This is a genomic window from Ochrobactrum sp. Marseille-Q0166 (genome assembly GCF_014397025.1).
GTDB lineage: Bacteria > Pseudomonadota > Alphaproteobacteria > Rhizobiales > Rhizobiaceae > Brucella.
This window is the reverse complement of record NZ_JACJUO010000002.1, coordinates 986,608-1,009,240: the sequence shown is the minus strand read 5'-3', so window position 1 is coordinate 1,009,240 and position 22,633 is coordinate 986,608. Positions and strand designations below refer to the sequence as shown.

Sequence of the window (22,633 nt, the reverse complement as noted above, 5' to 3'; positions counted from 1 at the left end):
GCCGAAGTGACGAGAACCGGAAGCGTGTCCTTGTCAACGGCTATGGTGACATATGGACCTCATCAGGATTTGACACACCGTTCCGGATAGAAATGTAACGCCTTGAAATCACCGGCGTGACTTTTCACAATCTTCAAGACACGGCTTTCACCTACGCATATGCTCCTGGAATGGACATAGAGCGCATTGCAGAAATCTCGTGTCATTCCAAGTAGGAATGTGACGACATTGTACGGAAGAATTGCCTCGCTGGAAGTGAGGTCATTGAGGCGATCAGAAAGGAAACGAAATAAGCGCCAAAGTGTAAAATATCTGACGAGGTGTAAAATGGCTTTTTTGGAAGGGTGCTAAGTGCTTGATTTTGGTGAGCGCGCAGGGATTCGAACCCTGGACCTACTGATTAAAAGTCAGTTGCTCTACCGGCTGAGCTACGCGCTCCCAGAGGGATCAAATCATCTCAGGAAGTGCGGCGGAACATAAAGTCGACTTTTCGATTGGTCAACACCATAAAGTCAAGTTTCTCCAACATAATTTCCAAAATCATCATCTGATCAAAGAAAATTCACAAACGCTCGGCATATCGGTGAAAAAACGACGAAAAATCCCTCTCCTTTATCCATTTTTCTCCATCTTCGCGTTCAAAAAGTCAGAGATTCGTCTAACTCAACTCAACTTTCAGCAAAATAGAGTTTCCAAAAACGATTCTTGCTGTTGAAATGTCGGCACGCGGATTCACAAATAGCAACCATTCCAGCAGTCTGGCTTTTCATGACTTTTTTCACAAATGCACTCTCTCGGTTCCGACACTCGTTGTCTGGCATAGGGCTGGCGCTGGGTACTTTGTTATTTGCCGCAGCCCTAACCCCAAGCCTTGTGCCGAGAACATACGTTATGCAGGGTGTATTGTGTGGCGTGGCCTTTGGTTCTGGATATGGACTTGGCGTCTTCTGGCGTTGGGTTTGGCACTATTTGGAACTGCCGGAACCCGCTGATCGATTACGCAGCGCAGTCAATCTTGTGGTCGGATTCATCTGTCTGACTATCGCAATTCTCTCACTTTATTTTTCCGCTGGATGGCAAAACTCTGTGCGCTCCGTCATGGGAATGGAGCCTGTTCCGAGCGCATACCCGGCAAGCGTATGCGCGCTGGCTATTCTCACTTTTCTGATTCTTTTGCTTTTGACGCGGGCATTAATTTGGCTGGGATTGTTTATCTCAGCAAAAATATATCGCCTCATACCGCGCCGCGTTGCAAATTTCGTCGGTGTGTCTTTGACTGTCGTCCTCATCTGGACAATCGCAAACGGTTTGCTGATACAATCCACATTCCGTTTACTTGACCGCTCTTTCCGTGAATATGACGCTTTGATTGAGCCAGATCGAGCACAGCCTCTGGCGGCTGAAAAAACCGGCAGCGCAGCATCCATATTGCGGTGGGATGAACTAGGGCGCGCAGGGCGTGAATTTGTGTCATCTGGTCCGACAGGGGCCGAAATCTCATCATTTACAGGACGTCAGGCAATTGATCCTATTCGGGTTTACGCTGGTTTGAATGTGGCCGACACGCATAGGCAGCGTGCAGAGCGGGCATTGGATGAACTTAAGCGACAAAACGGGTTTGAACGATCCATCCTCGTAATTATTACCCCAACCGGAACTGGCTGGGTCGATCCGGCCGCTATGGACGGCCTTGAATATCTTCATGATGGCAATGTCGCCAGCATTGCTATGCAATACTCTTATCTTAACAGCCCTCTTTCACTCCTGTTTCAACCTGAATATGGCGCGGAAGCGTCTCGTGCCTTGTTCACGACGGTTTATAGCTACTGGAAAACACTACCCAAGGATAAACGACCACGCCTCTATCTCTATGGCTTGAGTCTTGGCGCTATGAATTCCGAAAAGTCGATTTCTTTTATCGAAATGCTCGAAGATCCCATTAATGGAGCGTTATGGAGTGGTCCTCCCTTTCCTAGTCGGGACTGGAAGCAGATCACACGCGACCGAAATCCGGGAACCCCCGAATGGTTGCCTGTATTCAAGGATGGTTCTTTTGTTCGCTTTATGAACCAAAATGGCGAAGCGCCGGGCAATGGCGATCGCTGGGGGCCATTGCGTATCGTCTATCTTCAATATGCCAGCGATGCCGTCGTCTTTTTCGACAGTCACTCCTTCTATCGACAGCCAGACTGGATGAACGATCCGCGCGGTCCTGATGTTTCACCACAGTTACGCTGGTATCCTGTCGTCACAATGTTACAGTTGGCGTTGGATATGGCGTTTGCAACCACCACACCGATTGGACACGGTCACGTCTACTCGCCGCAAGATTATGTCGATGCATGGATTGAAGTTGCTGATGTGGATGGCTGGAGTGCAGAACAAATTGCACGCCTGAAACAGTACCTGCTTCATAAAATGACAGATGCTGAAGCTGAAGGATATGATGAGCGAGGTGGCTAGTGGGTTGAATTTGAAGTTTGAATCCGCACTGACACATATGCTGTTTCAAACGTCAAATTCGTAAAATCCACTAACGGCAACCCCCATCCTTGAATGAAAAGAGCCGCCCTGTAGAGGCGGCTCTTTTTCTCCAATTTCAGATTTCCATTAACGGTACGGCGAGTAGCACTGCTGACGTGGGCCGTTATAAGGCTGGAACGTATTATCTGAAGCCCGATAAGACTTATAGCGATTATAGCACCACTGAACATGACTGTTGCTAGCGCGGTAAACCGGCTGAGGTGCTGGCTGTGCAATTGCTCCACCAATGATTGCACCAGCGCCAAAAGCTGCAAGCGGATACCACCAACCATCATTATGGCGACGATAGCCATGGCGATAATGGTTATAGCCGCGATGACCATTCCAATAACCAGGGCGCGGGCGATAGTTTCCATTCCAGCCCGGCCGAGGACCAGGACGATGACCATTCCAGCCAGGGCGCCCCGGGCGATGGCCATTCCAATTGCCATGGCCACGGCGGTCCCAACGGTCATTACGGACTGGCATTACATTATTACCGTCCACAATCTGAGCAGTTGGAAGGACCGGAGCAGCAGAAACCGGCACCATCGCACCAATCATAAAAGTTGCGCCCACCAAGCCAACCATCATCTTTTTCAAGGCGTTTATCATCTTGTTCTCCAGTTCAACTGCACACATCATGATCCAAGCTAGATGAACGTGTGCTGAATGATAACGAAAGATATATTGCGCCCTATCTATCCGACAAGTGATTGGCACAATTTGTATAGCGCAGCCGTCCTCATCCAAATAGTGCAATGGACAATCCTCATTCGACATATGTCTCAAGACGATTTTGTTCGCTATAGTCGCTAATATAAGCTAGTTTCGCCTTAGGCTGACGAATGTTGTAACGGCTTGTTTAAGGTGGAGTTTGTCGTGTCAACTGAGTTTCAACCATCCAGATTAATTGCTGTGGACATGATTTCCAAAGACGCCGATCCTTTTCAGGCGGCGGTGGAACACACACCCACGCCTATGGTCATCACAAACCCGCAATTTTTCGACAATCCAATTGTCTTTGCAAACAAGGCTTTTTTGCAATTGACGGGTTATTCCGCGGAAGAAGTGATCGGCCATAATTGCCGCTTCTTACAGGGAGCCGCCACCAGTCGCGATCACGTAGCTGCGATCAAAACCGCGATCGCATCAGGCACGTCAATTGACATAGACATATTGAATTATAAGAAATCAGGGGAAGCATTTTGGAATAGGCTGCATATTTCTCCGGTCAGAGGAAATGACGGCGTAATCAAGCATTTCGTTTCGACACAGCATGATGTTACCATTGAACTCAAACATCTGGTCGAGTTAAAGCAAGAGCGCGACACGCTTTCGAGTGAGACCAGGCAGCACCGGAACCACCTCGATTACATCGTCAATGCCGCTAATATCGGCTATTGGACCCGGGATCTGAAGTCAGGGCGCGTAACCGCTTCGGCGGAATGTCGCCGGATTTTCGGTTTTCGTGACGATGATCAGATCAATTTTGACAACATTCTGGCGATGATCGCCGTCGAAGATCGTATGACGGTAATTGAGCAGACTGAAACAGCATTTAGCACGGGCGAACCGTATTCCATGGAATATCGGATCATCAATAGTGCCGGGGAGACCGTCTGGGTTGAAACTCGTGCAAAAGCCCTATCAGGTGATAAGCCAACTTTGATAGGGGTTATGTTGGACGTGACAGAGCGCAAGCGCAATGAAGCTGAAAAAGCGCTCGTGACGCGCGAAATTTCGCACCGATTCAAGAATTCAATGGCTATGGTTCAATCGATTGCCAATCAAACCTTGCGGAATGCCCGCAATCCCGATGAGGCAAGCGATTTGTTTAATGAACGCCTGCAAGCATTGGCACAAGCCCATGATATGTTACTTCAAGATAATTGGGACGGAGCGACAATCAAACAAATAGCCGATACGACGCTGAAACCTTTCAGGAGAACCTTTGGTAACCGCATCCGCATGAACGGCCCTTCGCTGTTTGTAAGTGACCGGGTGACGGTGTCTCTTTCTCTTGGTCTCTATGAGCTTGCCACCAACGCGGTAAAATATGGCGCATTGTCCAACGAGCATGGAAGCATCGATTTCAGCTGGAATATTGTCGACGATCAGGGCGTCAATAAATTCCAGATGCGTTGGCTTGAGACTGGCGGCCCCTCCGTCAAACGACCTTCGCGACGCGGCTTTGGGCAACGGCTGATACGGCTTGTTCTCGCAGAAGAACTCAAAGCTCGATGCGACATCGACTTTGATCCCACAGGCCTGAAAATCAATGTGCTCGCACCAATCACGACTGATGTATTTCCGGCCTTTGATCACAGTACGAGTGCGGGACCGATGATCGCTTGATGCCTCACTTTCGGATAGAGGCATTTTGACATCTGGCGAAGAGTCGCAAAAAACGCCATATGCTGACGTCATGAACGATAGCTCTGCTCATTTTTCCCGACAAACTGAAACCTATTCATCTTCAATGCGCGACGTCGCCGCGCAAGAAAATGAAACGCATTTCCTCCCTGCTATGGCCGGCACACCACCTGTTGATTGGTTAATATCAGACGGTTTAACGGATTACGAAGAGGCGCTCGCCTTTATGGAAGCGCGGGTCGCAGCTATTCGTGAAGGAACTGCCAATGAACTTGTGTGGCTTGTCGAACATCCCTCGCTTTATACAGCGGGCACCAGTGCTCAATCAGCAGACCTGCTGACACCGGATCGCTTTCCCGTGTTCAATACGGGACGCGGTGGTGAATATACCTATCATGGCCCAGGTCAGCGGGTTGCCTATGTTATGCTCGATCTAAAGCGCCGCCGCGAAGATGTACGAGCATTTGTCACCGCGCTTGAGCAGTGGATTGTCGAAACGCTGGCGCAATTCAATATCAAAGGTGAGCGGCGCGCTGACCGTGTCGGCGTCTGGGTTGTCCGCCCGGAGAAGCCGCTGCTTGCCAATGGCGGCGTGTGCGAAGACAAGATTGCCGCCATTGGCATTCGTCTGCGCCGCTGGGTGAGCTTCCACGGTATTGCCATCAATGTTGAGCCGGAGCTCGAGCATTTCGGTGGCATCGTACCCTGCGGGATCGCTGATTATGGGGTTACCAGTTTGGTCGATCTCGGCCTTCCGGTGACGATGGGCGATGTCGATGTGGCACTGGGCAAAGCTTTTGAAAACGTCTTCGGACCGCGCCACACCAAATAATCACACGCTCTTCATACGCCGCTCGCGCATGAAGACATAGAAGCCTGATCCTACGATGATCGCGATGCCGAACCATTTGGACGGCGTCGGAAAGTCACCGAAGATAATTAAACCAACCAGAACCGCATTGACGATCTCCAGATACTGGAACGGCGCCAGCATAGATGCTGGTGCAAGCTTGAATGCCTGCACCACGAGCAGATGACTGACAGTTCCGATCGTGCCCAGCAAAAGCAGCAACAGCCATGGCTGAAAGCTATTTGGCAATGCAAAGCTGAGATCTTCAATGCCCACCGCGGTACCAAAAATCATAAACAGCCCCGCAATCAGCGATCCGCCGATACCTGCATAGAATTGCATGACGACGGGGCTTTCTTTTGCACCATATTTACGGTTCAGCATCAGATAGATCGCAAAAGTGACAGCAGTTGCCAGAGGCAACAGGGAGACCGCACCAAAGATCTCGAAACTTGGCTGAATAACGATCATCGTGCCGATCAGCCCAATACCCACAGCGCTGAAACGGCGCCAGCCGACTTTTTCCTTCAGGAAGACAGCCGACAACAGCGTCAGGATCAACGGTTCGGCAAAAAACACAGCCATGGCGTCCGCCAGCGGCATATATTTGACCGCGGTGAAGAAACACGCTCCTCCAAAACCCATCAGCGCACCCCGCACAAGATTGCCGACAAGATGCGTCGTCCGTAAGGACGCGAAACCACTCATGACGATCAGCACGAAGAACATCAGCACTGATTGAATGAAAAAGCGCATGAAGGTGACGGTGGCCGGAGGCATGTTATCCATCATGGCAAGCCATTTGCCGATGGCATCCATAAGCGGCAGCAGCAACACTGAGAGCACCATGATCGCCATGCCCTTTACGTGCGCTTCTGTACCGCCTGCTGCCCTGATCTGCATTTCCATCACTCACAATTTCTTTGTGTCAATGCGCTTACGCGAATGGTCTGCCCGTTTCCATCTTAATTCGCTTATCAAAGGCCATGGTTTGACTTTCGCCATGTTTCTGGTGCAAATCGGCTTCACTGTGAGCAAAATCACTTGATAACTTCGGGCAAAAGCGGAACGTAAGGCGAACTTTGTTCGCATTGCGGGGTTTCCCGTGGCATTATCTATGTGATTCGCAGATAACTTTTCTTGCCCCGTTCAGTGGGGCGGTTCTTTCGGTTTCAGACAGAAAGCTTTTCGGACAAAGATGGACGACAGCAACGATCTCTTTTCTAGAGTAGTTAACAATGCCCGTGAACGGCAGATGGAGCAGCAGCCCAAGAAGGTTCCTGCATCAACGCCTGTTGCGAAAGCGGTAACAACACCATCTGCACCAAATCCAACGCCTGTTGCAACCAAGACTCCGCCTGTTTCATCAGGCAGTGATGATTATAACGCCTCCTCCATCCGCGTTCTCGAGGGCCTTGAGCCGGTTCGCCTGCGTCCCGGTATGTATATCGGCGGCACTGACGAAAAAGCCCTGCATCACCTTTTTGCAGAAGTCATCGATAACTCAATGGACGAGGCCGTTGCAGGACATGCCAATTTTATTGAAGTCAGCCTTGATGCCGAAGGCTTCCTGACTGTCAGTGATAATGGTCGTGGTATTCCGGTTGATGAGCATCCGCAGGTGCCGGGAAAATCGACGCTTGAAGTCATCATGACCAAGCTGCATGCAGGCGGCAAGTTTGATGGCAAGGCTTATGAAACCTCGGGCGGTCTGCACGGCGTGGGTGTTTCGGTGGTCAACGCACTTTCCGACGTTCTGGAAGTCGAAGTCGCACGCAATCGCCGCCTCTATCGCCAGCGCTTTTCGCGCGGTATTCCGCAGGGTGGCCTTGAAGATGTCGGCGAAGTCCACAACCGTCGTGGTACACGAGTCCGCTTTCATCCAGACCCGGATATTTTCGGCAAGGCTGCACATTTCGATCCGCACCGGCTTTATCGCATGGCGCGCTCGAAGGCCTATTTGTTTGGCGGCGTAGAAATTCGCTGGAATTGCGATCCGGCACTCCTTGATCCCAAGAAGGAAACCCCTGAAAAGGCCGTTTTCCACTTCCCCGGTGGTCTGAAGGATTATCTTTCTGCCTCGCTTGGCAAAGAACATCAGGTAACGCGTGAGATTTTCTCGGGCCGCACCGAAAAGCAGGGCGGGCACGGTGCCGTTGAATGGGCAGTGTCGTGGTATGGCGGTGACGGCTTCGTCAACTCCTACTGCAACACAATCCCAACGGGCGATGGCGGTACGCATGAAGCCGGTCTGCGCATTGCGTTGACGCGTGGCCTCAAAGCCTATGCAGAGCTAACCAACAACAAGCGCGCTTCGATCATCACCACCGATGACGTGATGATTTCGGCAGCCGCTATGCTCTCGGTCTTCATTCGGGAACCGGAGTTTGTCGGCCAGACCAAGGACAAGCTTGCGACCGTTGAAGCGCAGCGTATCGTGGAAAATGTCATCCGCGATCCGTTCGATCACTGGCTTACAGCTTCCCCACAGGAAGCATCCCGCTTGCTCGATTGGGTTGTTGATCGCGCCGAAGAGCGTCTGCGTCGTCGTCAGGAAAAGGAAACCGTCCGCAAGAGCGCGACGCGCAAGCTGCGCCTTCCGGGCAAACTTGCAGACTGCACGCAGAATGCTGCCGCAGGTGCTGAACTTTTCATTGTCGAAGGTGACTCGGCTGGCGGTTCTGCAAAGCAGGCACGCAATCGTTCCAATCAGGCGATCCTGCCACTACGCGGTAAGATTCTGAACGTTGCCAGTGCTGGCCGTGAGAAGCTGACAGCCAACCAGCAGATTGCCGATCTGGTTCAGGCACTGGGGGCCGGCACGCGCAAGAATTATCGTGAAGACGATCTGCGTTATGATCGCGTCATCGTCATGACAGATGCTGACGTTGACGGCGCCCATATCGCATCGCTGCTCATCACATTTTTCTATCAGGAAATGCCTGATCTCATCCGCAACGGCCACCTGTATCTGGCAGTCCCGCCGCTTTATCGTCTCAGTCAGGGTGGCAAGGTAGCCTATGCCCGTGACGACGCGCACAAGGACGAACTGCTTCGCACGATGTTTACCGGACGTGGCAAAATCGAAATCGGTCGCTTCAAAGGCCTCGGCGAAATGCGCGCCGAACAGCTGAAAGAAACGACCATGGACCCGAAAAAGCGCACGCTGCTTCGTGTTCATGTCGATGAAGATTATGTCGATGAAACGCGCAGCACTGTTGATGATCTGATGGGTACAAAACCGGAAGCCCGCTTCCGCTTCATTCAGGATCGTGCCGCATTCGTGGAAGAACTGGATATTTAAGCTTTCTGCCTGCGCGAGCCAGAAAGATAAACGTCAGCGCATTATTCACGCTGACGTTTTTTCTTTGATAATTCAGCTTTTCACGTCAATGCCGAGCTTGGTTTCGATTTCCTTGGTCGACTCTTTAACGAAAAATGTGAGGTCCGCACTAAGCGTAACGATACGGGTTCCAGTACCGTAAGCGTTGTATGACAGGACGTGGTTGAAATTCACCGCAACCCGTTCGCCACTAACATCCGTAAGCATGATCCACATTTGCCCCTCCTCCTGATAATAATTGCTATGAGAGAGGATAGGAGTTTGTCCTGAAATGGCAATGCTCGCCTAAAGCTTTACCTGCATTCTGACCTTTTCAACCTCACGACCAAAACTCTCCGACCATTCTTCGCTGCGGTGATAGGTCTTGAACCCAGCTTTTTCGTAAAGCCCAATTGCTGGAAAATTATCGGCATGAGTGCCGATTTCAGCTTCCGCAAAACCATCAAGAAGAATCTGCGCCATCAGCGCACCAAGCAATGCGCCGCCTACGCCCTGACCATGGTGGGCGGGATCGACCCAGAGGTCGGAAATATAGTTTGATTTCGGGACGAGAGCGCCCCAACCATATATTTCGCCGCGCCGTTCCGCCAGCAGAACACCATCGGCATTTTCGCGCAAGTCGCGCAGGAATTTGGCCTGGAGTTCCGACCGGGTTTCATTCGTCAGCGCAATGTCTTGGGCTGCGGTTTGCCATGCGCACACCGCGATTTCAGCCATAAAAACAAATTCGCCGGTCATTTCTGGCCGGCGAATAAGAGTTTCAGATTTTACCACCATTTCTTCGGGGTAAAGCGTCCGGCCGCCTGCTCAATTGCACCAGCTGCCTGGAAAAGCGTTTCTTCCTCAAACGGGCGACCGATCAGCTGCAGACCGAGCGGCAGCCCCTGATCATTGAGTCCAGCAGGAACAGCGATACCCGGAAGACCAGCCATGTTGAGCGTGATGGTGAAGATGTCGTTGAGATACATCTTGACCGGATCGTTTGCGAGTTCCTTGTCGCCAATGCTGAATGCGGCAGAAGGCGTAACAGGTGTCAGGATTGCATGAACACCGCTTGCAAAGACATTTTCAAAGTCTTTCTTGATCAGCGTGCGAACCTTCTGCGCACGCAGATAGTAAGCGTCGTAATAGCCAGCCGACAGAACATAGGTCCCAGTCAGAATGCGGCGCTTCACTTCCTTGCCAAAACCTGCAGCGCGGCTCTGTTCGTACATATCGGCAATATCCTTGCCCGGCACGCGCAGACCGTATCGCACGCCATCATAACGTGCGAGGTTGGAAGAAGCTTCCGCAGGTGCCACAATATAATAGGCAGCAAGCGCATATTTGGTGTGCGGCAGCGAAACATCGACGATTTCTGCCCCGGCATCCTTGAGATACTGGACACCCTTCTGCCAGAGCGTTTCGATTTCTTCCGGCATGCCATCGATACGATATTCGTTTGGAATACCGATTTTGAGCCCCTTCAGCGATTTGCCGATCGCTGCTTCATAATCAGGCACAGGCAGATCAACCGAGGTTGTGTCTTTCAGATCAAGCGATGCCATGGATTTCAGCAGGATTGCCGCATCCCGAACGTCGCGAGCAATTGGGCCAGCCTGATCAAGCGAGGATGCATAAGCAACGACACCCCAGCGCGAAACGCGGCCATAGGTCGGCTTGATGCCGACAGTACCAGTGAAAGCTGCTGGCTGACGGATCGAACCGCCCGTATCAGTTGCCGTCGCACCTGCGCAAATATGCGCAGCAACAGCCGCCGCTGAACCGCCTGACGAGCCGCCCGGAACCAGATCGACGTCTGAACCGTTCGCACGCCAAGGGTTTTTCACAGGGCCGTAATAAGAACTTTCATTGGACGAGCCCATGGCGAATTCGTCCATGTTGAGCTTGCCGAGCATCACAGCGCCGTCAGCCCAGAGATTGGCAGTGACGGTGGATTCATATTCAGGCTTGAAACCATCGAGAATATGCGAGCAGGCCTGTGTGTGAACGCCCTTGGTCGCAAACAGGTCCTTCACACCAAGCGGAATGCCTTCGAGAGCACCGGCCTTGCCTTCGGCAATGCGTGCATCGGAAGCTTTTGCCATTTCGCGCGCCTTTTCAGGCGTTACAGCGACATAGGCATTGAGCTTGTCATTGGCGGAATCAATAGCCGCAATATAGGCTTCAGTCAGTTCCGTCGCGGTGAAGGCTTTGGCCTTCAACTTGTCGCGCGCTTCGGCAATGGTCAGTGCGGTCAGTTCGCTCATCATCAAATCCTGTAAAGTCACGCCTCAGCGAGACGCTTTTCAAAAAAGGCGCTGTACTCGGAGTCAGGATAATCCAGAACCACTCCGCAACGCGCAAAACCCGAATTTTCATAAAGCCGCCAGGCACCATCAAAGCCCGGACCGGTGCCTGTTTCAAGCACCAGACGTGAAGCACCCTTGACTTTTGCCATCTCGACAATCGCGTCGACTAGATGTGAGCCGATACGCTTGCCCCGAACTTCCGGGCGCGTGAACATGCGCTTGAGTTCACCCACACCGTTATCGTGCATCTTCAACGCACCACAGCCGACGGCCTTGCCGTCTTCATCCCGTGCGACGAAAACCGTCGTGTCCGGCTCCGCCATCTGTTCAACAGTCATCTTGAACTGGAACTCGAGCGGCGAAAGCGGCAACATATGCGCGTTCAATGCTTCAACAAGATCGCGCACATCGTCCTGCAATGGGGTCTCGACGGAAACCCGAATAGCCATCGGATTACTCCACGACCTTTGGCACGACGAAGAAGTTGTCTTCGGTCACAGGCGCATTGGCAACGACGGCATTAGCGATATTGCCGTCTGTCACGGCATCTTCACGCAGACGCATCTTCATCGGCGTTACAGAAGTCATGGGTTCAACGCCTTCGATATCGACTTCGTTCAACTGTTCAACAAAGCCCAAAATTGCATTAAGTTCCCCGGTCATGCGCTCGGCTTCGTCTTCTGTGACGGCGATACGCGCAAGATGCGCGACGCGCTTGACGGTTGAAATATCGACGGACATCCTGTTCTCCGCAAATGCATGTTTAGGGCAGCATGAAACCGCCCTGAAAAGGTTCTTTTATCGGCTATAACGGTGTGGGTGAGGAAGCGCAACATTTCTTGCGCTTCCATCCGCAGTTAGAAAGTGTGGACAGTGCCGGCGTCAGCGACAAGCACCTTCGTTTCCTTATAGTCAGACATTGCCGCAACAAACTTGTCTGCCGTCTTTTCAATGAATGGGAACGAGGCGTAATGGCATGGCAGAACGGTTTTGAAATTGAAATATCGCTGGCACGCAAGCGCTGCCACAGCACCACCCATGGTAAAACGATCTCCGATAGGCACAATGCCGATTTCTGGCTGGTGCAGTTCATTGATCAGCGCCATATCGGAAAAAATATCGGTGTCACCCATATGGTAGAGTGTCGGCGCATCTTCAAAATGGAATACCAGCCCGTTCGGATTACCCATTGATTGCGTGATGCCATCTTCTGTCATCATGGCCGAAGAATGCAGCGCATTCACAAACGTTACGCTGAACCCCTCGCGAACAATGGTTCCCCCTGTATTACCCATGCTGAATTTTTCCAAACCCTGGCGGCCAAGCCAGCCGGTAACTTCGGGGTTCGCAATCACAGTCGCACCGGTTTCTTTGGCAATCTCAACAGTGTCACCAATATGATCGCCATGACCATGGGTGAGCGCGATATGCGTGACGCCCTTGGTTGCTTGTTTGAAATCAATGCCTTTAGCGCCAGGGTTTCCATGAATGAACGGGTCGATCAGAATGACCGCCTTATCTGTCTCAACGCGAAAGGCAGCATGGCCCAACCAGGTGATTTTCATTGTGTTTCTCCTTGCGGCTCGATTTTCAGTTTCAAAACAGATATTACGGCTCAATTCCATCAGGCAATATGAAGCCTGATCAAAATACTATGAGGACCTATGGCCGTCGTTGAGATCGAAGACGTTTTGGAAATCCTGCAACCCGGCCAGACAATTGCCGGGCTAGATCTTGGCACCAAAACGATTGGCCTTGCTGTTTCCGATCTTGGCCTGTCGTTCTCGCATCCCCGCCCCGTTATCAAACGCACCAAGTTCACAATCGATGCACAGGTTCTCCTCAAAGCGCTTGAAGCAGACAAGGTCGGCGTCATTATTATTGGCCTCCCGATGAACATGGACGGCTCAGCCGGGCCACGCGTTCAGGCAACGCGGGCTTTTGTGCGCACCATGCAACCGCTGACCGATCTGCCCTTCGTGTTCTGGGACGAGCGTTTGTCGACGGTCGCAGCGGAACGTGCGCTGATCGGCATGGATGTTTCACGCGGCAAGCGGGCCGAGCGCATCGATTCGGCCGCGGCTTCCTTCATTCTGCAAGGCGCGCTTGATCGCCTGCACATCCTGCGCGCATCGCATTCCGACGACAACGATTACGACGCCGGATAAAGCTGATCGATTATCCGGTTGGCATTATGGCGCGCATCCAACATGCCATAAGTTGAACGCCACTGACCACCAAGACGCGTTTCGATGAAAGCATCGGCCACATCATCCGCGCCAAGATTGCGCAATTCGGCAGCTGCAGCCGCATAAGCGAGCTGCTCCGTCAGAAGACGCGCAACGCCCTGATCGGTTTCGGTGAGCTGTAAGGCTGCCTGCAACACATCAATCGTACCCTGACCGCGTACGCCAAGCTGTCCGCTGATCCAGTCGAGAACTTCATCGAACAGCGCTGGTGCACGCGAAAGCACGCGCGCCACATCAAGCGCCATCACATTACCAGAACCTTCCCAAATCGCATTGACCGGCGCTTCGCGATAGGCGCGTGCGAGATTGCCGTCCTCAATGTAGCCATTGCCACCGAGACATTCCATCGCTTCATAAAGCAATGCCGGGGCGATTTTGCAGACCCAATATTTGACAACTGGCGTCATGCAGCGCGCGAAAGCAGCTTCCGCGCGATCACTTGCAGCCATATCAAAAGCACGCGCCAGACGCATGGAAAGTGCAGTCGCGCCTGCGACATCCAGCGCCATATCAGCAAGAACGCGGCTCATCAGCGGCTGTTCAATAAGTTTCTGCCCACCCACCTCGCGATGACGCGCATGATGAACAGCTTCGGCCAGCCCTGAGCGCATCAGCCCCGCAGAGGCAACCGCGCAATCGAGCCGCGTCAGCGTGACCATATCCATGATGGTTTTAACGCCTTCGCCGGGATTGCCGACCAGATGACCGATCGCTCCGTCGAATTCGACTTCCGAGGATGCGTTGGACTTGTTGCCGAGCTTGTCCTTCAAACGCTGGAAGAAAAAGCCATTTGCAGCTGATTCATCGGCCAAGCGTGGGAGAAGGAAGCAGGAAAGCCCCTCCTCCGCCTGCGCCAGCACCAGAAAGGCATCCGACATCGGCGCAGACATGAACCACTTATGGCCGCTGATTGTATAGGTGCCGTCTTCATAGCGTTCTGCGCGGGTGGTATTGGCGCGAACGTCGGTGCCACCCTGCTTTTCGGTCATGCCCATACCAAGCGTGATGCCCTGTTTCTGTAAGGCTGGCTTTTGCGAGGAATCATATCTGCGCGACAGAATCTGCGGTGACCATTCCTTGTAGAGATCAGGCGAAGCCATTAATGCTGCGAGTGAAGCATTGGTCATAGTCAGCGGACACAGATGACCTGCTTCAAGCTGTGCGGACAGGAAGAAACGCGCAGCGCGTGCCTGATGGCGACGTCCTGCTTCCGCTGGATTGGCTTCCCAGATCGAGCAATGAAGGCCCTGCGCAATCGAACGGCGCATCAGCGCATGGTAAGCAGGATGATATTCTACAAGATCGACACGGCGTCCCTGACGATCATGGGTACGCAGCTTTGGCAGTTCGGTATTGGCGAGACGTGCAAGATCCTGCGCTTCCGCCGACATCACAAAACGCCCGGTATTTTCGAGATCTGTATGCAGTTCTTTGGGGAAACGCGCTGCGATCTGAATCAGAAGCGGATCGCCCAGATATGCATTCGTACCCGTCATGGACGGGGTCTGGTTGGTGACTTCGTGCGTTTTCACAGGCTCATCCGTTTGGTTTGGTTCAGTTCAAAATCAGCTCGCGAACCGCGTGAGGCTCGCAGAGATGACATTCTATGCGTTTTTGCATCGTAATTTCCTAACATTTTCCAACAGCTCACCGCTTTATTCCCAAAGATTACAGGTTTTTCTTTGTGAATCGGCCAAAGCCATTATAAGGGCAGTTGCGGTCCGGTTCCTGCGGCTCTATACGAGTGACTTGCCATGACAAATCAAACGGTCTCTCCGATTTTCCCTCATCGCCACCTGCTTGGCATCAAGGGGCTATCGCCCCTGGACATCAATTGTCTTCTCGATCTTGCAGATCAGGAAGTGGCTGTCTCCAGACAGTCCGAGAAGAAAAAGTCCGTGCTGCGCGGTCGCACCCAGATCAACCTCTTCTTCGAAGCATCGACGCGAACGCAATCATCGTTCGAACTCGCCGGAAAACGGCTGGGCGCGGACGTGATGAACATGTCGGTCGGCAATTCGTCGGTCAAGAAGGGCGAGACGCTCATCGACACCGCGATGACGCTGAACGCCATGCAGCCGGACATTCTGGTCATACGCCATGCGTCTGCCGGTGCTGCGGCGCTCCTTGCGCAGAAAGTCGGCTGTGCAGTCGTCAATGCTGGCGACGGCGCCCACGAGCACCCGACACAGGCGCTGCTCGACGCGCTGACCATCCGCCGCGCCAAAGGCGACATCGGAAACCTGATCGTTGCCATTTGCGGCGACGTGCTTCACTCGCGCGTTGCGCGCTCTAACATTCTGCTTCTCAATGCACTTGGCGCACGCGTTCGCGTCGTCGCGCCTTCGACGCTCTTGCCTTCCGGCATCGCCGATATGAGTGTTGAAGTTTACAACACCATGGAAGAAGGCCTGAAAGACGCCGATGTCGTTATGATGCTGCGCCTTCAGCGTGAACGCATGGCTGGTTCCTTCGTGCCGTCGGTGCGTGAATATTTCCGCTTCTACGGTCTCGATAAGGAAAAGCTGAAGCTTGCGAAGCCAGACGCTCTCGTCATGCATCCCGGCCCGATGAATCGCGGCGTCGAGATCGCATCCGATGTTGCGGACGGTCCGCAAAGCATGATCCAGCAACAGGTGGAAATGGGCGTGGCGGTGCGTATGGCGGTTATGGAAGCCCTGCTTGATCCGCGTCGCGCAGAAGCCGCAGGAGAATGCGCCAAATGACCACTATGAATGCGATCCTTTTTGAAAATGCCCGCATTATTGATCCATCGCGCGGCCTTGATGAAGTCGGAAGCCTGCTGATCAAAGACGACAAGATCGTTGCCAGCGGTGCCGATTTCCGCAATCAGGGCGCGCCTGAAGGGGCTGAAATAATCGACCTCAACGGTATGGCTATTCTGCCGGGTCTGGTTGATTCCCGCGTTTTCATCGGCGAGCCCGGTGCTGAACACCGCGAAACCATCGCATCGGCCAGTCAGGCCGCTGCAGCTGGCGGCGTAACCTCCATCATCATGATGCCGGATACCGATCCGGTGATCGACGATGTGGCACTGGTTGAGTTTGTTAAGCGCACTGCGCGCGATACGGCTATCGTCAATGTTCATCCTGCCGCAGCCATTACAAAAGGCCTGCATGGTGAGGAAATGACGGAAATCGGCCTACTTCGCGATGCAGGTGCCGTTGCCTTCACTGAAGGTCGCAACACACTCACCAACACACAATTGATGCGCCGTGCCCTGACCTATGCGCGCGACTTTGATGCCGTGATTGCCTGCGAAACGCGCGACCCTTATCTCGGTGGCAATGGCGTCATGAATGAAGGCCTTTTCGCAAGCTGGCTCGGTCTTTCGGGTAGCCCACGCGAAGCAGAAGTTATTCCTCTGGAGCGTGATCTGCGCCTGGCCGCGCTCACCCGCAGCAAATATCACGCTGCCCAGCTTTCCTGCGCTATGTCAGCCGATGCGCTCAAACGCTCGAAAGATCTTGGCAGCAAAGTAACGGCAGGTGTTTCGATCAATCACCTCTCGCTTAACGAAAATGACATAGGCGAATTCCGTACCTTCTTCCGTCTCTCGCCACCCCTTCGTAGCGAAGAAGATCGTCTGGCAATGGTCGAGGCCGTCAAGAACGGTACTATCGACATTGTCGTTTCGGCTCATGATCCGCAGGACGTTGACACCAAACGCCTGCCTTTTGCTGATGCAGAAGCGGGTGCAATCGGTCTGGAAACGCTGCTGGCTGCGGCCCTTCGTCTTCACCACAATGACAGCATCCCGCTGCTTCGTCTGGTGGAAGTGCTGTCAACTGCACCAGCGCGCATCTTCGGATTGGATGCAGGTACTTTAAAGCCCGGCGCGAAGGCTGATCTTGCGATTGTCGACTTAGACGAGCCTTGGGTGGTTCGTGAAGAAGATCTGCATTCACGTTCGAAGAACAGCTGCTTTGAAGGTGCCCGCTTTCAAGGTCGCGTCAACCGCACTATAGTCGGCGGTAAGACAGTTTATTCGTCTTAGCAGTCTCTAAAATATTCGCCCAGAATAATGCATTAGTATTTTTTGGGTGCTGTTGCGAATTTTGGAAAAGCCGTCTTGCTTTTAGACGGCTTTTCTTCTCAATTGATTTAATAAAGAACATACGGGGAATTTCATGGCCGAAGCAGGTCTGTTCAACTTAGTGACGCTTGGCACACTGATATTCGGCTATATTCTTGGTTCGATTCCCTTCGGGCTTATCTTGACGCGGCTTGCTGGACTGGGCGATGTACGTTCGATCGGTTCCGGCAACATCGGTGCAACCAATGTCCTTAGAACCGGGAACAAAAAGCTCGCTGCCGCAACGCTCATTCTTGATGCGCTAAAAGGCACAGCTGCTGTATTGATTGCTTCAAAGTTTGGCCAAGAAGCAGCCATAGCGGCAGGTTTCGGTGCTTTTATTGGCCATCTATTCCCGGTATGGATCGGATTTAAAGGCGGCAAAGGTGTTGCGACTTATCTTGGTATTTTGATCGGAATAGCATGGCCGGGTGCGCTGGTTTTTGTCGCCGCATGGATCATCACAGCGCTCCTCACCCGCTATTCCTCGCTCTCAGCTCTCGTTGCCAGCGTCATCGTGCCAATCGCACTCTATATACGCGGTGATCATGCTGTTGCGGCTTTATTTGCGGTGCTAACAGTTATCGTTTTTATAAAGCATCATGCAAACATCTCGCGGCTCCTTAGCGGCACTGAAAGCAAGATAGGTAAAAAGGGATGAAACCGAGTGCGAATTCAAAAGCAGGAATTCGCCTCTCAGATCAGCAGCGGCTCAACTGGCTGCGCCTCATTCGTACCGAAAATATTGGTCCTGTCGCATTCCGAGACCTCATCATGTTCTGCGGTTCAGCAGCAAATGCGATTGAAAGACTGCCCGATCTTAATATACGTGGTGGTGGCGCCAGGCCCGTGCGTGTTACGCCGCGAGAGGATGCAGAACGCGAACTGGAAGCCATTGAGCGCATAGGTGCGCGTCTCGTAGGCATGGGCGAACCAGACTATCCGCAACAGCTCAAAAACTGCGAGGCACCACCTCCACTTGTTATTATCAAGGGCAATCCAAGCGTATTTCGCAAGCCGCCGGTCGCAATCGTCGGCTCACGCAATGCATCTGTGGTCGGCGCACAATTCACAGAGCGTCTAGCCCGCGATCTCGGAAATGCAGGTTTTGCAATCGTCTCTGGCCTCGCACGCGGGATCGATGCAGCGGCGCACAAGGCAAGTTTGGAAAGCGGAACGGTGGCTGTGCTTGCGGGTGGCCTTGATAGGCCATATCCGCCTGAAAATCTTTCCATATATCGTGCCATTCCAGAAAGCAATAGTGCCCTGATTACGGAAATGCCCATGGGCGCGGAGCCGCGCTCACGCGATTTCCCGCGCCGTAACCGTATCATAGCCGGGCTTTCACTTGGACTGATCGTTATAGAGGCCGCGGAGCGATCGGGTTCCCTTATCAGTGCCCGTATGGCAGGCGAGATGGGCCGCACAGTCTTTGCTGTGCCCGGCTCACCACTTGATCCACGTGCACGCGGCACTAATTCCCTCCTAAAACAAGGTGCAACGCTGGTAACGAATGCTGATGATGTCATTGAAGCCCTCAACCCGTTGATAAGTCGCGAAGCAATTCACGAAAACGAAGATCAACCAGACCTACTCAAGCAATTTGATGAACCATCAGCATCAAACCACGCAATAACAACCGATGAGCAACGCGACATTCTGCTTGATGCCCTTAGTGTAGTCCCGACCGATATCGATACTCTTGTGCGCCACACTGGGCTTGATGCCAGCAGTGCGCAACTTATTCTCTTGGAACTTGATCTTGCCGGTCGGCTTTTGCGCTATCCTGGCAATCAGGTTGCGCTCGTGCCTCAATAAGAAATAAATTTGAATATCATTTTTCGGATTTGCCGTGACGGCGACCTTCTTTCGCCTCTCGCAATGCCATATCCATCATGTAAACAAGCAAAGGCTGATCAGTTCCCTTAGCCATAACAATCAGCTCCTCAAGCATTTTTTCAATATACATCAACAACTCCCGTCGCGTCGTCACATGTTGAACCATGCTGCCCCCAAATTCCTTCAAATATCTCCATACTAAAATCGCTCTTTTGGCTGATGCCGTTGGATATACCCCTCATCAACACTACCACTGCGCTCATTATTTTCAATATCTATCCATGGTTGCATTTAACGATTTTTGCCATCTTGCTCTTGACCAAACGCAAACCGCTGTTCATGTGAAAGGCAACTATTTGAACGCGATGAGTTGGCATTTTGCTTAAAGAGATCGCGAATCTAGGCTGCTTTAATGAACGTTGTCGTTGTCGAATCGCCTGCAAAGGCAAAAACCATCAACAAATATCTGGGCTCGAACTATAAAGTTCTGGCCTCGTTTGGTCACGTGCGAGATCTGCCAGCCAAGGACGGCTCAGTTCGCCCTGACGAAGATTTTGCCATGTCCTGGGAGGTTGACAGCAACTCTTCCAAGCGTTTGGCGGATATCGTCAAAGCGCTGAAGGACAGCGACAGCCTGTTTCTGGCAACTGACCCTGATCGCGAAGGGGAGGCCATTTCGTGGCACGTACTCGAAGTGCTAAACCAGAAGAAGGCATTGAAGGGCAAGACCGTCAAGCGCGTTGCCTTTAACGCCATCACCAAGAAAGCCGTTCTCGACGCTATTGCAAATCCACGCGATATTGATGAACCATTGGTCGATGCCTATCTCGCTCGTCGTGCGCTCGATTATCTCGTTGGTTTTACGCTTTCACCAGTCTTGTGGCGCAAGCTGCCTGGTGCTCGTTCGGCAGGTCGGGTTCAGTCGGTAGCTCTGCGTCTCGTATGTGACCGCGAATCCGAAATCGAACGCTTCATCCGTGAAGAATACTGGAATATCGCAGCACTGCTTAAAACACCGCGCAACGATGCTTTCACGGCTCGTCTGACAGCGGTTGACGGCAAGAGACTCGGCAAGCTCGACATCAAGAATGAAGAGCAGGCAACAGCCATCCGTACTATGCTGGAAGGTGCAAGCTTCAAGGCGGTTTCTGTAGAAGCCAAGCCGACCAAGCGCAATCCCGGCCCTCCATTTACCACATCGACGCTCCAGCAGGCGGCATCTGGACAACTCGGCTTTTCGGCATCGCGTACCATGCAGGTTGCGCAGCGTCTGTATGAAGGCGTGGACATTGGCGGCGAAACCGCCGGTCTGATCACCTATATGCGTACTGACGGTGTACAGATGGCCCCGGAAGCGATCACTGCCGCCCGTGATGCAATTGGCAAAAGCTTCGGCCCGCAATATGTACCGGAAAAGCCTCGCTACTATTCGAGCAAAGCCAAGAACGCACAGGAAGCACACGAAGCGATCCGTCCAACGGATTTCACGCGTCATCCAAAGGAAGTGCGCCGTTATCTCGATGAAGATCAGGCTCGTCTTTATGAACTGATCTGGAAACGCGCGATTGCCAGCCAAATGCAGGCGGCTGATATTGAACGCACAACCGCTGACATCGAAGCAACCAATGGTTCGCGTTCGGCCATGCTGCGCGCCAATGGATCGGTCACCAAGTTCGACGGCTTCCTGGCGGCCTATATGGATCACCGCGAAGAAGAGGACGAGGACGAAGACAGCGCAAAGCTGCCTGAAATCCGTTCCGGCGAAGCGATAGCGCGCGAAAAGATCGATGCCACGCAGCATTCGACTGAACCGCCACCACGTTATTCGGAAGCGTCACTCATCAAGAAGATGGAAGAGCTCGGCATTGGTCGTCCATCGACCTACGCGGCAACACTCGCAACCCTTCGTGATCGCGAATATATCACCATCGACAAGCGCAAGCTCATGCCGGAACCGAAAGGCCGTCTGGTTATTTCGTTCCTTGAAAGCTTCTTCAAACGCTATGTCGAATATGATTTCACAGCGGACCTAGAAGAAAAGCTAGACCTGATTTCTGACGGTAAGCTCTCCTGGAAAGACGTGCTGCGCGATTTCTGGCGCGATTTCTCCGGTTCAGTTGATGACATCAAGGAACTGCGCGTTACCAATGTTCTGGATGCGCTGAATGAAGAGCTTTCATCGCTTGCTTTCCCTGATCGCGGCGATGGCAGCGACCCGCGCTCTTGCCCGACCTGTGGCACCGGCCAGCTTTCGCTGAAGCTTGGAAAATATGGCGCTTTTGTTGGTTGTTCAAACTATCCGGAATGCAAATTCACCCGTCAGCTCGGTGGAGAAGGCAATGGTGAGACCGCAGCTTCGGATGAACCAAAGCCGTTAGGCAAAGATCCATTCACCGGTGAAGAAATCACCGCACGCACGGGTCGTTTCGGTCCCTATATTCAGCGTGGCGAAGGCAAGGAAGCCAAGCGCGCCAGCCTGCCAAAAGGCTGGACGCTCGATGCGGTTGACCACGAAAAGGCGATGGCGCTGCTGTCGCTACCGCGCGACGTCGGACAGCATCCTGAAACCGGCAAGATGATCTCTGCTGGGATTGGTCGCTATGGTCCTTACGTCAGCCATGATGGCACGTTTGCCAATCTGGAAAATGCTGATGAAGTGTTCTCGGTGGGTCTTAATCGCGCCGTTTCTGTGCTTGCGGATAAGCAATCGAAGGGTGGGCGTGGCCGCTCGACACCTGCGGCCCTTGCGACACTTGGCGATCATCCTGACGGCGGTGCAGTCACCGTGCGTGACGGTCGCTTCGGCCCTTACGTTAACTGGGGCAAGGTGAATGCGACGCTGCCAAAGGGCAAGGACCCGGCCAGTGTGACGCTGGAAGAAGCGCTTGAACTCGTTGCCACCAAGGCTGGCAGCACCAAGACAAAAAAGGCTCCTGCCCGCAAATCTGCCGCCAAGGCCGCAGATGGCGAAAAGAAAGCCGCACCGAAAAAAGCTGCTGCAAAAAAGCCGGCAACGAAGAAGAAAGCCCCTTCCAAAGCAAAGGCGAAGGCGGCAGAGGAGTAAGA

At 52.8% G+C, this 22,633-nt stretch carries 20 protein-coding genes and 1 tRNA gene; 10 read left to right on the top strand and 11 right to left on the bottom strand.

The genetic code is table 11. From position 1 onward, the window contains the following. Positions 1-362: 362 nt before the first annotated feature. A tRNA-Lys gene (locus H5024_RS15975) sits at positions 363-438 on the bottom strand. Positions 439-768: 330 nt separating this feature from the next. Between H5024_RS15975 and H5024_RS15970 the strand changes: the two genes are divergently transcribed. Next, on the top strand, positions 769-2,463 hold the full coding sequence (locus H5024_RS15970; RefSeq protein ID WP_187548111.1) for an alpha/beta-hydrolase family protein: 1,695 nt from the start codon (positions 769-771) through the stop codon (positions 2,461-2,463). 147 nt (positions 2,464-2,610) lie between these two features. On the opposite strand, the gene H5024_RS15965 is transcribed toward H5024_RS15970, so the two are convergent. After that, a complete protein-coding gene (locus H5024_RS15965) occupies positions 2,611-3,138 on the bottom strand; it encodes a BA14K family protein (RefSeq protein WP_187548110.1) in 528 nt (175 codons plus the stop codon). A 309-nt stretch (positions 3,139-3,447) separates the two neighbouring features. On the opposite strand from H5024_RS15965, the gene H5024_RS15960 reads away from it, so the two are divergent. Together H5024_RS15960 and lipB are read left to right on the top strand one after the other, a co-directional pair. Next, positions 3,448-4,881, top strand: a complete 1,434-nt coding sequence (locus tag H5024_RS15960) for a PAS domain-containing protein (protein ID WP_187548657.1) — start codon at positions 3,448-3,450, stop codon at positions 4,879-4,881. 25 nt (positions 4,882-4,906) lie between these two features. Continuing rightward, positions 4,907-5,731 (top strand): lipoyl(octanoyl) transferase LipB, encoded by an 825-nt coding sequence (lipB, locus tag H5024_RS15955; protein WP_187548109.1) that lies wholly within the window; start codon positions 4,907-4,909, stop codon positions 5,729-5,731. Here the strand turns inward: lipB and H5024_RS15950 are convergent, their stop codons facing one another. Beyond that, positions 5,732-6,652: a DMT family transporter gene (locus H5024_RS15950; RefSeq protein WP_187548108.1), complete on the bottom strand. Its 921-nt coding sequence runs from the start codon at positions 6,650-6,652 to the stop codon at positions 5,732-5,734. It abuts the gene before it with no gap. A 295-nt stretch (positions 6,653-6,947) separates the two neighbouring features. Here H5024_RS15950 and parE point away from each other — a divergent pair, with 295 nt between their 5' ends. Further along, positions 6,948-9,053 carry a DNA topoisomerase IV subunit B gene (gene parE / locus H5024_RS15945; RefSeq protein ID WP_187548107.1) on the top strand — a complete coding sequence of 702 codons (2,106 nt, stop codon included), beginning with the start codon at positions 6,948-6,950 and terminating at the stop codon, positions 9,051-9,053. Between the two features lie 72 nt (positions 9,054-9,125). Here parE and H5024_RS15940 read toward each other — a convergent pair whose 3' ends face one another. The 6 genes from H5024_RS15940 to H5024_RS15915 form a co-directional block, all read right to left on the bottom strand. Continuing rightward, complete coding sequence (locus H5024_RS15940; RefSeq protein WP_187548106.1) at positions 9,126-9,308, bottom strand: hypothetical protein; 183 nt, start codon at positions 9,306-9,308, stop codon at positions 9,126-9,128. Between the two features lie 69 nt (positions 9,309-9,377). Beyond that, positions 9,378-9,809, bottom strand: a complete 432-nt coding sequence (locus tag H5024_RS15935) for a GNAT family N-acetyltransferase (protein ID WP_247875306.1) — start codon at positions 9,807-9,809, stop codon at positions 9,378-9,380. 50 nt (positions 9,810-9,859) lie between these two features. Next, positions 9,860-11,341 (bottom strand): Asp-tRNA(Asn)/Glu-tRNA(Gln) amidotransferase subunit GatA, encoded by a 1,482-nt coding sequence (gene gatA / locus H5024_RS15930; RefSeq protein WP_187548104.1) that lies wholly within the window; start codon positions 11,339-11,341, stop codon positions 9,860-9,862. Between the two features lie 17 nt (positions 11,342-11,358). Beyond that, a complete protein-coding gene (locus tag H5024_RS15925) occupies positions 11,359-11,832 on the bottom strand; it encodes a GNAT family N-acetyltransferase (RefSeq protein ID WP_187548103.1) in 474 nt (157 codons plus the stop codon). A 4-nt stretch (positions 11,833-11,836) separates the two neighbouring features. Next, a complete protein-coding gene (gene gatC, locus H5024_RS15920; protein ID WP_187548102.1) occupies positions 11,837-12,124 on the bottom strand; it encodes an Asp-tRNA(Asn)/Glu-tRNA(Gln) amidotransferase subunit GatC in 288 nt (95 codons plus the stop codon). A gap of 116 nt (positions 12,125-12,240) precedes the next feature. Continuing rightward, positions 12,241-12,948, bottom strand: a complete 708-nt coding sequence (locus tag H5024_RS15915) for a metal-dependent hydrolase (RefSeq protein ID WP_187548101.1) — start codon at positions 12,946-12,948, stop codon at positions 12,241-12,243. A gap of 99 nt (positions 12,949-13,047) precedes the next feature. Between H5024_RS15915 and ruvX the strand changes: the two genes are divergently transcribed. After that, positions 13,048-13,551, top strand: coding sequence for a Holliday junction resolvase RuvX (gene ruvX, locus H5024_RS15910; protein ID WP_187548100.1), 504 nt, complete (start codon positions 13,048-13,050; stop codon positions 13,549-13,551). On the opposite strand, the gene H5024_RS15905 is transcribed toward ruvX, so the two are convergent. Further along, positions 13,536-15,164, bottom strand: coding sequence for an acyl-CoA dehydrogenase family protein (locus H5024_RS15905; RefSeq protein ID WP_187548099.1), 1,629 nt, complete (start codon positions 15,162-15,164; stop codon positions 13,536-13,538). The two genes, ruvX and H5024_RS15905, sit on opposite strands and share 16 nt — an antisense overlap. 222 nt (positions 15,165-15,386) lie before the next feature. Between H5024_RS15905 and H5024_RS15900 the strand changes: the two genes are divergently transcribed. The 4 genes from H5024_RS15900 to dprA all read left to right on the top strand — a co-directional run bounded on the left by H5024_RS15900 (position 15,387) and on the right by dprA (position 19,546). Next, positions 15,387-16,358: an aspartate carbamoyltransferase catalytic subunit gene (locus H5024_RS15900; protein WP_187548098.1), complete on the top strand. Its 972-nt coding sequence runs from the start codon at positions 15,387-15,389 to the stop codon at positions 16,356-16,358. 5 nt (positions 16,359-16,363) lie between these two features. Further along, positions 16,364-17,650: a dihydroorotase gene (locus H5024_RS15895; RefSeq protein WP_187548656.1), complete on the top strand. Its 1,287-nt coding sequence runs from the start codon at positions 16,364-16,366 to the stop codon at positions 17,648-17,650. Positions 17,651-17,783: 133 nt separating this feature from the next. Then, positions 17,784-18,389, top strand: coding sequence for a glycerol-3-phosphate 1-O-acyltransferase PlsY (gene plsY / locus H5024_RS15890; RefSeq protein ID WP_187548097.1), 606 nt, complete (start codon positions 17,784-17,786; stop codon positions 18,387-18,389). Further along, a complete protein-coding gene (gene dprA, locus H5024_RS15885) occupies positions 18,386-19,546 on the top strand; it encodes a DNA-processing protein DprA (protein ID WP_187548096.1) in 1,161 nt (386 codons plus the stop codon). The genes plsY and dprA overlap by 4 nt, the downstream gene beginning before the upstream one ends. Before the next feature lie 16 nt (positions 19,547-19,562). Here the strand turns inward: dprA and H5024_RS21545 are convergent, their stop codons facing one another. Continuing rightward, positions 19,563-19,697 carry a hypothetical protein gene (locus H5024_RS21545; protein ID WP_273727105.1) on the bottom strand — a complete coding sequence of 45 codons (135 nt, stop codon included), beginning with the start codon at positions 19,695-19,697 and terminating at the stop codon, positions 19,563-19,565. Positions 19,698-19,979: 282 nt separating this feature from the next. On the opposite strand from H5024_RS21545, the gene topA reads away from it, so the two are divergent. Next, on the top strand, positions 19,980-22,631 hold the full coding sequence (topA, locus tag H5024_RS15880) for a type I DNA topoisomerase (protein ID WP_187548095.1): 2,652 nt from the start codon (positions 19,980-19,982) through the stop codon (positions 22,629-22,631). Positions 22,632-22,633: the final 2 nt, after the last annotated feature.